Origin of the sequence: Siphonobacter sp. BAB-5385, assembly GCF_002261125.1 — a bacterium.
Taxonomy (GTDB): domain Bacteria; phylum Bacteroidota; class Bacteroidia; order Cytophagales; family Spirosomataceae; genus Siphonobacter.
This window is the reverse complement of sequence record NZ_NMPS01000174.1, coordinates 35,354-51,241: the sequence shown is the minus strand read 5'-3', so window position 1 is coordinate 51,241 and position 15,888 is coordinate 35,354. Positions and strand designations below refer to the sequence as shown.

At 49.5% G+C, this 15,888-nt stretch carries 10 protein-coding genes, 1 other RNA gene and 1 pseudogene; 5 read left to right on the top strand and 7 right to left on the bottom strand.

What is annotated here, in order from left to right; all coding sequences use genetic code 11:
* Window positions 1-332 precede the first annotated feature (332 nt).
* The 4 genes and pseudogenes from BWI93_RS17355 to BWI93_RS17335 all read right to left on the bottom strand — a co-directional run bounded on the left by BWI93_RS17355 (window position 333) and on the right by BWI93_RS17335 (window position 5,344).
* Window positions 333-1,898 carry an OmpA family protein gene (locus BWI93_RS17355; RefSeq protein WP_094813528.1) on the bottom strand — a complete coding sequence of 522 codons (1,566 nt, stop codon included), beginning with the start codon at window positions 1,896-1,898 and terminating at the stop codon, window positions 333-335.
* A 251-nt stretch (window positions 1,899-2,149) separates the two neighbouring features.
* Window positions 2,150-2,546: RNase P RNA component class A (gene rnpB, locus BWI93_RS17350), an RNA gene on the bottom strand.
* Between the two features lie 246 nt (window positions 2,547-2,792).
* Window positions 2,793-4,237 (bottom strand): annotated as a pseudogene (locus BWI93_RS28965) (DUF4403 family protein).
* Between the two features lie 165 nt (window positions 4,238-4,402).
* The gene (locus BWI93_RS17335; protein ID WP_094813522.1) at window positions 4,403-5,344 is read right to left on the bottom strand and encodes a DUF2027 domain-containing protein; all 942 of its coding nucleotides are present in this window, start codon (window positions 5,342-5,344) and stop codon (window positions 4,403-4,405) included.
* A 190-nt stretch (window positions 5,345-5,534) separates the two neighbouring features.
* On the opposite strand from BWI93_RS17335, the gene BWI93_RS17330 reads away from it, so the two are divergent.
* The 4 genes from BWI93_RS17330 (at window position 5,535) to BWI93_RS17315 (ending at window position 11,473) form a co-directional block, all read left to right on the top strand.
* Window positions 5,535-7,454 (top strand): sensor histidine kinase, encoded by a 1,920-nt coding sequence (locus BWI93_RS17330; RefSeq protein WP_094813520.1) that lies wholly within the window; start codon window positions 5,535-5,537, stop codon window positions 7,452-7,454.
* Between the two features lie 109 nt (window positions 7,455-7,563).
* Window positions 7,564-8,310 carry a 3-oxoacyl-[acyl-carrier-protein] reductase gene (fabG, locus tag BWI93_RS17325; protein WP_094813518.1) on the top strand — a complete coding sequence of 249 codons (747 nt, stop codon included), beginning with the start codon at window positions 7,564-7,566 and terminating at the stop codon, window positions 8,308-8,310.
* 139 nt (window positions 8,311-8,449) lie between these two features.
* A complete protein-coding gene (locus BWI93_RS17320; RefSeq protein ID WP_094813516.1) occupies window positions 8,450-10,507 on the top strand; it encodes a carboxypeptidase-like regulatory domain-containing protein in 2,058 nt (685 codons plus the stop codon).
* Window positions 10,508-10,588: 81 nt separating this feature from the next.
* The gene (locus BWI93_RS17315; RefSeq protein WP_094813514.1) at window positions 10,589-11,473 is read left to right on the top strand and encodes a DUF2279 domain-containing protein; all 885 of its coding nucleotides are present in this window, start codon (window positions 10,589-10,591) and stop codon (window positions 11,471-11,473) included.
* Between the two features lie 86 nt (window positions 11,474-11,559).
* On the opposite strand, the gene BWI93_RS17310 is transcribed toward BWI93_RS17315, so the two are convergent.
* Window positions 11,560-12,171: an RNA polymerase sigma-70 factor gene (locus tag BWI93_RS17310; protein WP_094813512.1), complete on the bottom strand. Its 612-nt coding sequence runs from the start codon at window positions 12,169-12,171 to the stop codon at window positions 11,560-11,562.
* Window positions 12,172-12,455: 284 nt separating this feature from the next.
* On the opposite strand from BWI93_RS17310, the gene BWI93_RS17305 reads away from it, so the two are divergent.
* Window positions 12,456-13,490 carry a LacI family DNA-binding transcriptional regulator gene (locus tag BWI93_RS17305; RefSeq protein ID WP_255157934.1) on the top strand — a complete coding sequence of 345 codons (1,035 nt, stop codon included), beginning with the start codon at window positions 12,456-12,458 and terminating at the stop codon, window positions 13,488-13,490.
* A 71-nt stretch (window positions 13,491-13,561) separates the two neighbouring features.
* On the opposite strand, the gene BWI93_RS17300 is transcribed toward BWI93_RS17305, so the two are convergent.
* A complete protein-coding gene (locus BWI93_RS17300) occupies window positions 13,562-14,473 on the bottom strand; it encodes an alpha/beta hydrolase (protein WP_094813510.1) in 912 nt (303 codons plus the stop codon).
* Between the two features lie 65 nt (window positions 14,474-14,538).
* Entirely contained in the window at window positions 14,539-15,462 is a 924-nt protein-coding gene (locus BWI93_RS17295) for an EamA family transporter (protein ID WP_094813508.1), read from the bottom strand.
* Window positions 15,463-15,888 lie beyond the last annotated feature (426 nt).

The window sequence follows — 15,888 nt, the reverse complement described above, 5'->3', positions numbered from 1 at the left end:
AGCGGGACGGGTTGTCCGTAGCATTTGCTACGGCCGCAAACGTTGGTAGGTTGTACTTATCTGGGCTAACCAAGTCCCCGCATTCCATACGGGGCTAATAACATGGAACCCCTCCGGGGTTGTCGGGTCTGGTAGCAAAGAAGTAGCTCTTTCGGGTTCGCAATCTGGAATAGCGAGTAGACCTGCAGGGCTATCTGATCTTAAATAAAAAAGAAAGGGTTTTAAGCCGGTTTTCCAGCCTAAAACCCTTTCTATAGTATGTTAAGAAAATTCAAAACCGCAACGGTAAACACCCAAAACTGAAAACCGTAAACTCTAAACTGAAAACTCCCCTAATTTCCCGGATAATTTTTCCAGTTGTTCAGCGGTAAGATCCGTAGCTCTACGCGGCGGTTGCGTTGCATGCCTGCGTTAGGCTTATCGTTTGGAGCGACGGGCCGGAATTCGCCGTACCATTCAATCGTCACCCGGCTGGGATCTTTCAGACCGTAACGGGTCAGGTATTTTTTAACGGCTTGTGTACGTCTTCTCGACAGCTTCATATTGTACGAATCCGACGCCCGGCGATCGGTGTGACCTACTACTACGACGCGGCATTCCGTGGCATTGTTAAGGTAGGAGATAACATCGTCCAGCAGGCGTTTGGCTTCCGGCTGAATGGTGGCCTGATCGGTTCTGAATTCAACGTTACCGAAAATCTGCGTACAGGTTTCTTTCGGCGTTTTAGCATCTACGAAAGGTTGCAGCAATTGTTGCAAATTCATCGCCACACCCGAACCCGACACGATACTGTTGGGTGGCGTATTGGGTTCCTGATCGTATAAATCTGCTACGCCATCGCCATCGGAATCTGTATACAAACGCGGATCCACTTCACCCGGCATGATCGCTTTCACGCGAGCCAGAGCAGTATCAACCGTAGGGTTGTAAGGTGCTGGAATCAGATCTTTCGGGTCCGTCCAGCGGAGGTGATACATTTCTCCTTTCTTCGTGGAGTATTTGCCCTGATCGCTTACCTGCGAAGCCCGTTTTCCAAATTTATACGTAACCTCAAAAGCCAGCGTACCGTATTTATCATAGGCCGAATCACCGCGGCGGAAGGAATTGTTTCCGTTGGGTGAAGCGTAAATTTCGCTGGGCAATGAATTGTCGTAGCCGCCCAGGGTCATATCGAGCTTTTCGGTGAAGGTATGATTCAGCATGTAGTGAATACCGATATCCAGTCGATTGGACCACTCGTACAAGACCCGAATGCCCGTAGGAATGACCAGATCACGGGTATACTTCGAGCCACTGCCCGTCCAGCCGCCCGCGGTGGTCGAGCTAAAGGGTCCATTTGAGAAACGGACCAGTTCTTTCGCGGCATACGTTTTGCGTTCGCCCAGCGAGTTTTCGTATTCAAAATTCCGGATGGAATAAACCTTGGTCCGGTAGTACATATACCCGACGCCCGCAATAAAATCTACCTTCAGGCGGCGTAATTTCTTGGTACCAAAAACCAGAGACTTCAGGTTAATGTCGGCGTTCAGGCCAGCCTGCATAATATCCGAAAAGAAGTAGCTCGGACCATAGGAGAGCCCCGCTGAAGGATTAATCGGATCGATGTAGACGAATCGGTCCTTGCTACCACTCAGTTGACCAAAACCAAAATTGGCCGAAACACCGAGTAAATGCGTCAGTTGTTTGTTGACCGAAAGCCCACCGAAAAAGGGCGTTTTTTCCCCCGGACCCGTTGAGAAAAAGTTACCCGTTTGTAAGTCTCCGTAGAACTTGCTAATGCCCCCGTGAGCAGTTACTGACCAGGTGTGCATTTTGTTGAATCCCTCGTACGAGCGACGCAACCGCTTGCTTTCGGCTTCAGCGAATACTTTTTGCTGGTTTTGTTCTTCCAGCGTCATGGGAGTTTGATATTTTTTATCAGGTGTTTGGGCCCAGAGCGACCCTAAACTTATACTAACGAGAAGGATAGAGAGAAGGCTTCGTTTCATAGGTACAGTACGTAGAAAGCAATTCCGGTTGATAGAATGCTTTAGCTCAGAAGTTTTCAGCGTAGTAGTTAAACAGTTCTGGTTTTTCCGTGAAGAAAACCAAAAAAGGTATACGAAGGCGACCTTTCGCGGTAAATTAAAACTGAAAACAGCCGATAGAAATAAAAAACAAGCCGATAAGCCGGGTTCTGTCATCTTCACTGGCGAACCAGTAAAAAGTCTTATCATTTATCTAGAACGGCAGTCGCCTGCCGTCTCTAACGACCTACCCACCAGCACCGGACGAGCAGCCCTTCGGTCCTTGCGGACACCGCTGGTTTATTTGGTCTTTCAGCCCGTGAGGTTTACCCTGCCTCAGAAGTCACCCCCTGAGCGGTAGGCTCTTACCCTACCTTTTCACCCTTACTTTCCCCGAAGGAAAGCGGTATCTTTTCTGTGGTACTGGCTGTCAGCCAACCGTCGCCAGTTGACTGCCTACCCGTTAGGTAGCACGGTGCTCTACGCTGCCCGGACTTTCCTCTTCCTGCTTACACCGGAAGCGATAAGATGGCTTGCTTGCCGCAAAGGTACGTGGAGTTTTGCGTTTTCGGTTTTGCGTTTTCAGTTTTCAGCTTCCGACAGCACCCGGTTTCAGCGGTAGGACGCCCTACATGAGGTCCTGCCTGCGTGATTACTAGTTGATGGTTGTCAGTTCAGATATAGGGAATCAAATCTTTAAAAAACAAATGTTTTACTGTCCCGATCATTCCCTAAGCGTATGATATGGTAACAACTCAAAACTGAAAACTCAAAACGGAAAACTCTCTACAGTCCATCCACGTGCAAATTCACTTTCCCTTTGGCAAAGACTACGGCGTAGATTGAACCGGGCGTCAGGTACACCTGATCGGGGGTAATCGAATCAATTTTCCCGGATAAGGTTACACCCTTCGTAATTTGCCGATTGGTCAATAAAGCCTGTAACTGCTTTTTCGCTTCGTCAATGGGCTCACCAACCGGGAAGGTCAGGGCCGATTGCAGCGACTTGCGTAGCTTACTCTGCAAAACCCAGTTGGCGGTTTTCACCAGAAAACTCCGCGTGTCCAGATCGTAATCCAGGTCTTTTAGCGTAACCGACTTGGTAACGGGATCGTAATACGGTACGCCTTTGAAATAAATATATCCGTCAAGACTGCCTTTCAGTCCGGCCCGTATTGCCAGCGTGTTCGCATCGCCGTATAGTTTGATGGACGTTACTTCCACGGCATATTTACCGTAATTGAATTTCTGTCCCACTACCGTATCCGCTACCATTCGTTCGGCTTCGGCGTGCGAGAGTTCGCTCACCAAGCCAATTTTAAATTCATTCGAGGGGGCCGCACCAAGCTTTAAATCCGGTACCTGATTGACTGCGTTTACGACAGGCTTATCCCCAAAAGCTGTTTCCGTATAGGTCTGAAAACCAATGGTTGACTGAATCGTTTTCCCCACCGTACGGAACGGAGCCATTTGAATAGCTACCGGCGTTATTTTCAACCAGGTGCGGTACTGTTCCGACACCTGATACGGTTGCAACGCCGCATTCCAGCCTGAACGACGTATTTCTTGATTTCAACGTTTTTAGCCACGGCATCGTCCACCCCTTTTTCCAGCGTGGATTTCTTCGAGTCCAGAGCTTTTCCGACGATTCCCGCAACAGGAATGGAAACAGGCCCTAGTTTGAGTACCGGCTTCGTTACCCAGTCGTAGCCTTCGAGTTTGGTCGTGGTATGAGCTTCCCAGTTGGGGGCAATCGAGAATCGGGTAGAAAGCCGCACGTCCAGGGCAAAATCCAGTTCCCGTTCCGTCGAGAGTCCAAGCAGACTGTAGCGAGCCCGAATCCAGATTTTCAGGGGAACCTTCAGATTCAGCGAACTTTCATTATTAACGCTGGCTCCCGGCGTAACCACAATGGTACCACGTTTCCAGACCCGAACCATCATATCGTCCTGATCTTCGTAACCCATATCTTCATAGATCAAGTCCGTGAGATTGGCGTTGATCTGACGTTCGACTTCTGAAAGAGAGATTTCAACCGGAAGGTTGATGGTTGATAGGTACCGACGACTTTCCACTTGTTTTTTCGTGTAGAGATACGATTCCTTAGGGGCTGAGGGATTGCTGGATATGGAACCTTTCGGCCGACAGCCCTCCAATGAAATCAAGAATACAAAACCAACTGCCGCCCAAAAACTACGGGAAAAGGGAATACGGCACAAATAATCAGGCATTTCAGTTTTAAGTTTACAATTTTCTGTTTTCAGTAATAGATTCCGTCGGAGTATAGAAGTCAAATGTTATAGTGAAACTTTATGCCTTGCTGGGATTGTGGTGAAAATTACCCCAGTTGAGACGTATGTAAGGGGAATCGTAACTGAAAACGGTAAACCCAAAACTTACTTAATTTTCACCCGCGTTGCTCCGTAGCCGAATTTTTCCTTCTGAGCGTCCGCGAAGAAAGCCACGTGCGGATGCTTGCCCAGTTTGCGGTGGATTTCCGTACGCAGCGTACCGTTACCAACACCGTGAATGAAAATGATTTCATCCAGTCCGTGGGCAATGGCGTTTTCCAGAGCCGTATTGAATGTCTTGAGTTGAAGTTCCAGCATCTCGCTGGTATCCATGGCCAGGAAATGCCGCGTGAGCTTCTCAATGTGCAGATCCACCGTAGTTTCGGGTTTCTCTACGACTGGCTTCGGCTCTTCCACTTTTCGCTCCGTCAGGCTTTCCTTGATTTTTTCCGGTTGAATCGCTTCATCATCTACCTGAAACAGATGCCCGACCTGATCGAGTACGGGAATGCGTTGTTTGGTTTTGAAAAACGAATTGGCCCGGAAGCGAATTTTCTTTTCCAGCGGTGGACGTACATTCCGGAAGGCCAGTCGGGAGAACAAAGCCTGCACCGTGAATACGCCCCAGTTTTCAAAATCCTTGACCTGCCAGTCACCCGTTTTTTGACTGGTACGAGCTTTCAATAAACCCGATCCCAGGCTTTTAAAATGCGGCTCTGACCCATTAATGAGCGAGAAGGGTACATCCCAGTCAGTATTATTAATGATGTACATCGACAGTTCCCGATCGTTAACCGGAACAAAAGCCAGATACAAACCCTGATTGGCAAACACCTCGGAAGAGGAGGGAGCTTTGGGCGTTTCGCTGGCGGGTACAGCCCGAAAACGATTTTTCTCCTCGGGTGAAATCAGCGAAACTTCCCGCCGTTGCACCGGAATACGAAACCCAGCCTCAATTTCTACTTCTACTAAATCACCGGGTAAAAATTTGGTGATAATGCCCTCTTCACGGCCGTGTACCAGCCGAACGCGGTCTCCAATATTCATACAAACTAGTTCAGATATACGAGCAAAGGTAGAGTAAAGCGGACAAGGCTGCCTCATCCATTTTAAAAAGCTCGCTCTATTAAAACCTATCATGAGGTAATAAAATTCACGGAATCGAGTAGTTTTACCCGGGAAAGCATGGATAGTAGTTCAAAAAAGGCTTATTTTGAATGTCCAATCCAGATTATTCATGCGAACGCTTTTCCTACTGACGCTTACCGGACTGTTAGTATTGAGCCGGGAAGGGGAGGCTCAAACGCATGAATCCGCTATCACGAAAGCTCGTACTGAGTTGGCGGCTCTTCCCCAGAGTCCATCAGGTACCAATTATTCTCCCCAAGCACTCGAGCTGTACGATAAGCTGACCAATCTGTACATCGCCTATGCCGATAGTTACGATGGCCGGGATCGCACCCTGGATTCCGCCCGCTACTTCGTTAACCAGTATCTGGAAACGGCCCAAGCTTTACGAATCGAACTAGCGGAAGCAGATGCCTTGACGCTGAAGGGAAAGGTGGCTCACCTCAGGATGCAATACCGGGAATCGTACGTAGCGAATTATCAGGCGTATCATATTTATTCCCAGTATCCCGTGGAGCGGTGCCGCTATCTGTATGAATGCCTGAAACGCATGGGACGGATTCAGTATAACACGCTGGAAGATTATGAAAAAGCGATGGGCTATTTTATGATCGGGGAAAAAATTGCTAAAACCCGGGAGGATCGGTCATTTATGCTTCGACAGATTGGCCTATGCTACCTGAAGTTAAAAAACTATCTACCCGCTCGACAATTCCTCTATAAATCACTCGCTTTAGCTCAGAAATCTACCTATGAAAGGGCAATGACCTTGAATTTTCTGGGTGAAAGCTACATCAAGTCTGGCGATACAACACGGGGTGAAGCGATGATTCAGCGGGCGATTCGACTGGATAGCAGTACCGTAACCCGTTCAGCCGGGCACTTATTGTTAGCGAAGCTGAACCTGGATCGTAAGGAGACGCAGCAAATCATTATGAATGCTCAGTTGGCCCTTCGATACGCTTCTTTAGAAAACAATAATCTATCGGATCGGGCGGAAGCCTGTCAATACCTTTACGAAGCGTATAAGCAGCGAGGCGATTACGCGAAAGCGTTAACGTATTACGAACGGTACAAAGCAACGGCCGATAGTCTGCCCAAAAGCAAGGGTATGCAGGATTACTACCAGATTATGGTAGAACTGGAACGAGAAAAGCTGGCCGAAAAAGAGGAGGAGGCCAATTTTCAACGAAAGTACAAACTCTGGATTACGGTAATAGCCGGATTACTATTACTCATTGGGGCCGGATTGGTCTGGCTCAATCAGTCGGTACGACGGAAGCAGCGAAAAATTGAGGCACAGAACAGAGAAATTGAACAGTTAAACGAAACCCTGGAAATCCGGGTACAGGAGCGTACGGCCGAATTACAGAAAGCCAACCGGGAGTTAGTCCAGAAAAACCGGGAGATTTCGGAAGCCCTACTGATTGGGCAGACGATGGAACGTAAACGCGTAGCGGCGGAATTACACGATAACCTGGGTGGGTTATTGGCAGCGGCCCGCATGACCATCCAGGCCCTGAATCCAGAACATTTGAGTTCGCAGGAAAAGGTCATTTACGACGATGTATTGGCCATGATGAAGCACGCGTACGAAGAAATTCGGTTCATCTCCCATAACATGCTACCCGTCGAACTCGAAAAGTACGGCTTGGAAGCAGGGTTAAAACGACTGGTACAGATTATGACTAACAGTCGTAGTCAAACCCAGTTTACGCTGCAAGTAAGTGGCTTGGAGGAACGGCTTTCGCAGGACATTGAATTCAATGTGTATAACATCTGTCTGGAACTCTGTAATAACATTCTGAAACACGCCAAAGCTCTGTTAGCTGAGATCGTTGTGGAGAAAAAGGAGGATACTTTACAGGTTACGGTGACCGACGATGGTGTTGGTTTTGAGGTAGATCAGTTGCCGGAGGGGATGGGCCTGCGGAACATCCGCGAACGGGCCGAAGCCATTGGCGGAACCCTTGACATTCATTCCGCTCCTCAAAAAGGAACCCACGTTGTTCTGGCAGTAACCGGGTGAGCGTCACGAAAATAACTTGACTTTACCGGAGCGATCCTCGCAACTTACCACCGTATTATCGCTATTTGCGGTTATTTTTGTCGCTTGTACTCCAAACATTTTTGTTCGTATGCCTTTATTACAAGGAAAAGTCGCCCTGGTTACGGGGGCTTCCCGGGGGATTGGCCGGGCCATTGCCACTCGCTTTGCTCAGGAAGGGGCTTCCGTTGCCTTTACGTATCTGTCGAGTGTTGAAAAAGGTCAGGCTCTGGAAGAAGAATTAGCCGCTCTGGGCGTTAAAGCCAAAGGGTACCGTTCGGATGCCTCCGACTATAAAGCCGCCGAAGAGCTGATTACACAAGTCATTGCTGATTTTGGTACGCTGGACGTGCTGGTCAACAATGCTGGTATCACCCGGGACGGCCTGCTAATGCGGATGACGGAAGAAGCCTGGGACGAAGTAATTCGGGTAAACCTGAAGTCGGTATTCAACCTGACCAAAGCGGCCACTCGCCCCATGATGAAGGCGAAGAGTGGTTCGATCATTAACCTGACGTCTATTGTAGGCGTGCGGGGCAATGCGGGTCAGGCTAACTATGCTGCCTCCAAAGCGGGTATTATTGGTTTTACGAAATCCGTAGCCTTGGAATTGGCGAGCCGCAATGTACGTTCCAACGCCATTGCACCGGGTTTCATTATTACTGAAATGACGGGTGAAGTAAGCGAAAAGGCCGTAGAAGAATGGATGAATTCAATTCCCATGAAACGCGGTGGTCAGCCCGAAGAGATAGCCGATGCCTGTATATTCCTGGCTTCGGATATGTCTAAATACATCACGGGTCAGGTGCTCCAGGTAAACGGGGGTCTGCTGACCTAAAATGGATAGTAGTTTTCAGTTTTCGATTTGCAGTTTTCAGGAGTTCATCGGGACAATTTCAGCATAGAAACAGTCACGTTGGCAGTACTGAAAACTGCAAACTGAAAATTGCAAACTGAAAAACTCTAAACTCAACAGCTTGAACTTCGTTTTTCAGTCTTCGCCGTGGTGGATTCTGCTTTGCCTCTTGGTGGGTGGATTCTATGCTTTTCTTCTCTACCAGCCCAAAGCGAATTGGAGCAAAGTGGCCAACGGGTCGCTGGCGGTCCTTCGGTTCATCGTAGTTTCCGGACTGTGCTTACTGCTACTCAATCTGTTACTACGCCAAACGGAAGTACGCGTCGAAAAGAAAACGCTGGTACTGGCTCTGGATAACTCGGCTTCGGTAGGGAAACAGGGGCAGGGACTGATCAGCGGGCTGAAAAGCTTTCAGGAAGCTCTGGAAAACAAAGGATACGCCGTTGAAGTACAAACGTTACGAGCTACGCCCGTATCCAGCCTGGATTCCGTCCGCTTCACTCAGAAATCAACCGATTTATCCGCTCTACTGACAAACGTTAAAACCAGTCTGGAAGGACGGAATGTTACCGATGTCGTGCTCCTTTCGGATGGCATTGTCAATCAGGGCGTATCGCCAACATTTCAATCCTTTACCTTTCCCATTCATTCGCTGGCCGTAGGCGATACCACGCCGAAACGGGATGTGAATCTGAAAACCATCACGGCCAACCAAATTGCGTACCTAGGCAATCAGTTTCCCATTCAGGCCGATATTCTGGCGGATGGCTACGCGGGCCGAACGGCTACGGTAGTGCTGCGACGGGGTGGTCAAACGCTGGCCCAGCAAACGGTACAATTTCCCAAAGAACGGGCTCTCGCTACCGTCAACTTCACTACGCAGGCTCTGGCCAAAGGTTTGCAACATCTGGTCGTCGAAGTCGTACCCTTACCCGGGGAACATACCACCCAAAACAATCGGAAAGATGTGTACGTGGAAGTGATTGATGGTCGGCAGCGGATTTTGCTCGTCGCATCGGCCCCTCACCCGGACATCAAGGCCATGCGTAGTATCATTGAAAAAAATGACAACTTCGAGTTTGACTTTCAGATCGTAAATTCCAGTACGCCGCCCCAGCCTTCCGACAAAAAATACGACCTCCTCATTTTCCACCAGCAGCCCGACGCTTTCAGTTCTTCCGGAGCGTACCTTAAACGATTAATGGATCAGGGTACCCCCGTGTTCTGGATCGTGGCGAGTCAGACGGGTACCAATCCACTGAATAATGCCCAGCAAGTGGCTCAAATTCAGGCTCAGGCGGGTCAACTGGATAAAGTTACGGCTTTCTATAACCGGAATTTCACCCGGCTGAATCTGAATGCCGAACAGATGGAATTGTTACGCAAACTGCCGCCGCTGTCCGTGCCTTTTGGGGAGGTACGGCCCTTGGCCAATTCGGAAGTCGTGCTGTTTCAGAAGAAAAATACGATTGAAACCAGTAAGCCCCTGCTCATCCTCAATTCGGGTCCTAAACGCGGGGCCATGTTACTGGGCGAAGGCTTGTGGGAATGGCGACTGGAAGAGTATCGGCTGACGGAAAAGCAGCAGGTGGTCGATGAACTGGTGACGAAACTGATTCAGTTTCTTTCTTCCAAAGATGACAAACGCAAACTGCGGGTATACCCCACCCAGAATCAGTTCCAACTGGAAGATCGGGTGGCGTTCGAAACCGAGATCTACAATGAACTGTACGAACGGATTTACGGGCCCGAGGTTACGCTGACGATTACGGATGAGAAAGGTCAGGCTCGCAAATACACGTATACCTCATCGGCTAGTCGTTTTGAGATCAGCAATTTGCCCGTTGGCGTGTATCGCTATGCGGCTACGGCGAAAGTGTTGGGGAAGGATGAGACGGCCAGTGGTGAATTCGTTATTCGGGATGAACAACTGGAACTGGCCAATACGACCGCTGACTTCAATTTGTTACGCCAGCTGAGCCAGCAATCCAACGGGAAGTTCTATACCGCCAGCCAGCTACAGACGCTTGAACAAAACCTGCTGAGCCGTGATTTGCCCGATAAGCTAACCAGTACGGAAGACTTACGGGAGCCCATCAATCTTCGCTGGATTTTCTTTATTCTGCTGACGCTGCTCGCTTTGGAGTGGGGTTTCCGCAAATACCTGGGTAGCTATTAAAGTATCCGGCCAAACAACTTTCCTGGCTCTGTTACGCGGCGTAAGCGGGCATCTGCTTTCTTTGTGCTCCTTTGGCACCTTATGCGTAAACTGATTTTTCTTCTCGTCTTTCTCCATTCAACGGTTTTCGGCCAAATTCGGCAGGATCGGTTGAATGGCTTGTTGATTGGTCAGGGAGCCGTTTTCGCTGGAACGATTTATGGCCTGAGTAAAGCCTGGTACAAAAAGCCGCTCAAGAACTTCCATACCTTCAATGACAATAAAGAATGGTTGCAGCTGGATAAAGCCGGGCACGCCTACACGGCCTATCAAATCGCTCGTATGGGTATGGCCGCGTACCAGTGGGCCGGAATGAATAACCAACAGGCCGCTTTGTACGGAGCTACCAGCGGCGTAACGTTCATGTTACCCATTGAAATTCTGGACGGGTTTTCGCCCGAATACGGCTTTTCAATTGGGGATGTGGTAGCAAATCTGACTGGTCCGGCGATTCTGGTAACGCAGCAACTGGCCTGGGGAGAAGTGCGGGTTACACCCAAATGGAGTTTTCACCCCACCCGGCTCGCTCGCGAAAGACCGGAGCTGTTGGGACGTAGCTGGAGCGAAAGCTGGCTGAAGGATTACAACGGGCAAACGTACTGGTTATCGATGAATCCGGCTTCCTTTCAGGCTCCTGACGAACGTACCGTTCGCTGGCCCAAGCTACTTAATATCGCCGTTGGATATGGCATTGACAACATGATTGCTGCGGATTACGAGAAAAGTATCGCTTTAGGCAGAAGGCCCGTCCGGCAGTTTTTTATCTCGCCCGACCTGGATCTGACGCGTATTCCTACGCATTCCGATTTACTGAAAAGTCTGTTATTCCTGGCGAATTGCCTGAAAATTCCAGCTCCAGCAATCGAATTCCGGATGTCAAAAGTACCTCCTAAGTTCAAAGTCAAGGTACATCCCGTGTACTTCTAAGTGTGTTGTAGGCTGTCGATTAACTAAAAAAGCGAGTCTGGTTTTCACCAGAACTCGCTTTTGTTATATACGTGGGTGGTTGGTACTTAAACGGCCTGAAATTGTTGTTCGTAGGCGGAACGGAGCATCTTTAAGGCCCGTCCCATCTGAGCTTCCACCGTTTTGATGGAAAGATTTAATTTTTCCGCGATTTCCCGGTACATCAGTCCTTCTTCCCGGCTCATCCGGAAAATCAGGCGGCAGCGTTTGGGGAGAGCCGAAATATGGCTTTCAATAAAATGACTGACAATTTGGTAATCGTATTGATCGGCGATGCGATCTTCCGAGAGGGGCAGGGAATTGGCAACCTCGGGGGTAATCTCGTGCAGGTGTAATTCGTGGCGGTAATGTTTCAGATAATCAAAGGCCAGGTTACGTACGGAACGGAACAGGTATGACTCAAACGAAGTGTGAATCTGCAACCGGGAACGGTGTTGCCAGAAGTGCATGAACACGTCCAGTACTACTTCTTCAGCCAGTTCCGAGGAATTTAAAATCTTCGTTGCGTATACCAGTAATCGCTTGTGGTAGCGATGGTACAGATCAGAAAATGCCGTAGCGTCAGCGTTTTGGATAAAACGTTCGAACAACTGTGACGTAGAGACCTTCGGTTTGGCGGGGCTCGTACGGAGGGTGGAGCGGCGAGACGTACTGTTCATAGATCTGTTTTTAGTGATTATCGCATACGATTATTCCTGGAAATCTGAATTTTACCGATTCAAATTCTGCTGAAACGATGAGGGGATATTAGAACGTATAGAACCGCATCGCCAAGAATAGGCAAAAATATTTTTACGCAACCGTTCCCGAAACCGTTCCCGGAACTATCTTTACTTCACTTTTTTTAGGTAAAATTCAATTTTTGCGTTCGTCGGAGTGGTTAGAGGACTTTTAGCATGGCTAGGAAACTTTGTACTATTCCGCGAAACAATCTGCTAGCTTTGTGAACACGCCTATTATTACCTTGAAAGAAATTGCCCGTCGATTGGGTCTTTCCAAATCGACCGTATCGCGGGCCTTACGGGACAGCAGTGAAATTGGTGCCGAAACCAAACAGCGGGTACTGGAGCTGGCTCGCGAACTGAGCTATACGCCCAACCCGATTGCGTTGAGTCTGCAACGGAGCCGGAGCCAGACCATCGGTATCATCGTACCCGAAATTGCGAACTCATTTTTTGGCTCGGTGATCAGTGGGATTGAAGAAGTGGCGTACCGGCAGGGGTACCATATTACGATCTACCAAAGCCACGACTCTTCGGATCGGGAAGTAACCGACGTGCGTAACATTCTGGTACGGCGAGCGGATGGACTGGTGGTTTCCACGGCCAGTCAGATTCGGAATCTGGATCATTTCCGAACGCTTCAGGAGCAGGGCATTCCCGTCGTCTTTTTCGACCGGAAAGTGGAAAATTTTCAGACCCACCAGGTGATTGTGGATGATTTCGATGGAGCGTTTCGGGCGACCGAGCATTTGATCGAGCAGGGCTGTCGTAAACTGGCCTGCCTGACCGGACCCCAGCATTTGCCCATTGTTCAACAGCGTACGGGTGGTTTTAAAGCCGCTTTGCAAAAACATAATTTACCGATACGAGCCGAATGGCTCGTCGAAGGCCCGTTCCGGCAACACAGCGGTAATCAGCTGACAAAAGAACTGTTCGCCGACCTGAGCGATCATCCCGACGGTATTCTGGCCGCCAGTACCAGCATTGCCCTAGGGGCTCATTTGGCGATTCGGGAAGTAGGTATGAAAATGCCCGAAGAAGTCGCTTTGATTGGTTTTTCGGATCCGCCCATTGCCCCCTTGCTTGATCCGCCCTTGAGTTCAATCGCTCAGCCCGGTTTTGAAATGGGTCAGCAGTCGGCAGAATTACTCATTGACATGATTGAAAAGAAAGGAAAACCCATCCGGTACCAAACGCGTATCCTGCAGACCGATCTGGTGGTCCGGCGATCTTCGCAACGGACGCCGGAAGTATAAACGAAAGGAGCAGCCTAATGAAGGCTGCTCCTTTCGTTTGAATGATACTCTAATAATCCGTTATAGAACCATCAATTTTTGAAAAGCGTACTCAGCCAGTTCTTTAGCCGATCGCTCCATTGATCCGGGGTTGTTTTATTGGTAAGGCCAAACCCGTGTCCGCCTTTCGGGTAGACGTGCAGTTCGACAGGAACGTCGTTTTTCTGACATGCCTGGAAGAAAACAATGGAATTATTGACGGATACACCTTTGTCGTCCGCCGCATGAACCAGAAAGGTGGGCGGCGTCTGGCGGGTCACCTGCTTTTCATTCGAATACGCATCTACCCGTTCAGTACTGGCATCTTTGCCCAGCAACGCGTCATGCGAGCCCTGGTGGGTCAGCTCCGGCGTCATACTGATAACGGGGTAAATCAGCATCAGGAAATCTGGTCGTACGGATACATTCGAACTCGCATCCAGAGGTTTTTCAAAGTGCGTACCCGCCGTGGCGGCTACGTGACCACCCGCCGAGAAGCCCATGATCCCAATGCGATCGGGCTGTATTCCAAACTCTTTCGCCCGTGACCGGACAATCCGAATGGCTTGCTGGGCGTCCATCAGCGGTCCGGTCTCTTTCTGCACTAGCAGATTCTCCGTAGAGGGTAATCGGTATTTCAGTACAAAAGCGGTTACGCCGGCTTCGTTGAGCACCTTCGCTACGTCGGAGCCCTCGTGACTAGCGGCTAAAATATGGTAGCCGCCTCCCGGACAAATGATAACCGCCGTACCATTAGGTTTAGCCGCTTTGTACACGGTGATACTAGGTTTGGTTACGTTTCTAATTCGTAAAACGCCATCGTTTTTGCCTGGTTCCACGATCTCGTCGCTGGTGGGAGCGTTGGGAGCCTGATTTGGAATAGGGCTACCCGTGTACAAGGGAATCACCTGCTGAGCCTGAGCCTGAAAAGAAAGCATGAGAGCGACGAACCAAAGTTTTTTCATGAGTAATGGTAGGTTTAGAAAAGGGGAGAAAGATCTAAAACTTTCTCCAGTTAAATACAGGATAACTAGCGAGCCGCTGCTCGTTTCTGCATGCGTTGACCGACCGTAATAAGGACGACGGCGAGAATAATAATCCCTGCGGCTACAACGACTTTAAAGGTGAGTTGCTCGCCCACAAATACATAGCCCAGCAACAGGGCTACCAGCGGATTGACGTAGTTATACGTGGCCAGCAAGGTAGGAGAGGTGCGTTGTGAAAGCCAGCTGAATACCGTAAATCCGCCCAGCGAACCTACACTCAGCAAGTACAGAAACGACTGCCAGGTACTATGATTGAAACCGGCCACATTCACCTTCGAAAACTCACCTACTGCGGAGCTGACCAGCAGCGTGGCGATACCACCGCCCAGCATTTGCATCGCCGATAAGTAGGCGGCGGAATACGGTAGCTGAGCCCGTTGCGAAATCACCATTCCCAGACTCCAGCAAAAGGTGGCCAGTAATAGAGCCAGAATACCCCAGGTAAAATTGGCCGACGTTCCTTCGAGCGAAAAAGCATCAAAATCCAGTAACAACCCAACGCCTATGACACCTGTCAGAACACCCCCAATGACCATGGGGCTCGGGATCTGGCGTAGCCATAGCAGTTGAAGCAAAACGAGCCAGATGGGTACCGCCGCCACAATCAAAGCGGCATATCCCGTGGGTACCCAGGCCACGGCAATACTCACACCCCCATTGCCGACGCCGAGCAGCAAAATACCCACAATACTTGAGGTAAGCCAGGCCCGGCTACTGGGCCATACCCGCGGTTCCGTGGCTTTGGCCCAGGCTAGCATGAGCAGCCCGGCGGTAAAGTTCCGTACGCCCGAAGCCATAAGGGGCGGGACGGTTTCAATGAGGTAGTGAATAGCCAGATACGTACTCCCCCAGGCTAAATAGAGGTAAATAAGTCCGGACCAGATTTGTAACGAAGACGTACGATTCATAGGGGAAGTGAAAAAAGCGAAGCAAAGCTACAAAAAGCGAAGGCTTGCTTTTACTGGAAAGACGCCGGAAGCTTTACATTACCCCCGGGAACTGCGAATCCAGAACCTGTGAACGCTTTTTATTCAAGGGTTACTAACCCATTTTGCCAGAAATGATGTCGTTGACGTGATAGAAAGTTGGTTTTCGTTGACTTTCGAAGAATGGAGTTCGTAGCAACTTTTCTACAAAGGCAGCTTGCTGGTTCCGATACTCCGGGCAACCCGGTAGATAGCGGCTACGAAACGTTTTGCAAGTCCTGAGGCAGTCAGATTTGACAAGGCTTGATAGCCCAAGCGAGGGTAAAATGGACGCCTATATTAAAACGGCCTTAAAATCAATGACTGTAGCTTAACTTTCAGAGGAAGAATGATCTAACGGACTAAGAA

Coding starts and splice junctions, on each gene's coding strand:
- BWI93_RS17315 (WP_094813514.1), top strand. CDS start 10,589: ATGCGTAAACTGATTTTTCTTCTCGTCTTTCTCCATTCAACGGTTTTC.
- BWI93_RS17330 (WP_094813520.1), top strand. CDS start 5,535: ATGCGAACGCTTTTCCTACTGACGCTTACCGGACTGTTAGTATTGAGC.
- BWI93_RS17300 (WP_094813510.1), bottom strand. CDS start 14,473: ATGAAAAAACTTTGGTTCGTCGCTCTCATGCTTTCTTTTCAGGCTCAG.
- BWI93_RS17295 (WP_094813508.1), bottom strand. CDS start 15,462: ATGAATCGTACGTCTTCGTTACAAATCTGGTCCGGACTTATTTACCTC.
- BWI93_RS17355 (WP_094813528.1), bottom strand. CDS start 1,898: ATGACGCTGGAAGAACAAAACCAGCAAAAAGTATTCGCTGAAGCCGAA.
- BWI93_RS17335 (WP_094813522.1), bottom strand. CDS start 5,344: ATGAATATTGGAGACCGCGTTCGGCTGGTACACGGCCGTGAAGAGGGC.
- fabG (WP_094813518.1), top strand. CDS start 7,564: ATGCCTTTATTACAAGGAAAAGTCGCCCTGGTTACGGGGGCTTCCCGG.
- BWI93_RS17310 (WP_094813512.1), bottom strand. CDS start 12,171: ATGAACAGTACGTCTCGCCGCTCCACCCTCCGTACGAGCCCCGCCAAA.